Origin of the sequence: Micromonospora yasonensis (genome assembly GCF_026013475.1) — a bacterium.
Classification (GTDB): domain Bacteria; phylum Actinomycetota; class Actinomycetes; order Mycobacteriales; family Micromonosporaceae; genus Micromonospora; species Micromonospora yasonensis.
In genome coordinates, this window is record NZ_JAPDPH010000515.1 from 1 (window position 1) to 229 (window position 229).

The following is a 229-nucleotide window of genomic DNA, read 5'->3' on the forward strand; positions in this document are numbered from 1 at the left end:
TTTGTGATGAACACGATGCTGCTGCGTAAGAGTGTGCTGGGTGTTGCTGGTCTGGCGTTTGCCGGTGGTGTGTTCGCCGGTCCGATCGCCGCGCACGCCGACTCCGGTCCGGTGCAGGGCAAGCCGGTGGCGGTGCAGGCGGACAAGCCGGACGCCGGGAAGCTGATTCCGCATGGTGTGCAGGGCGCGCAGTCGAAGATCGACCTGAACGACGAGCAGACCGCCAACG

At 65.5% G+C, this 229-nt stretch carries 1 pseudogene; it reads left to right on the forward strand.

From position 1 onward, the window contains the following. Positions 1-6 precede the first annotated feature (6 nt). Positions 7-229: pseudogene (locus tag ONA70_RS36620) on the forward strand (hypothetical protein); the annotation flags it as partial.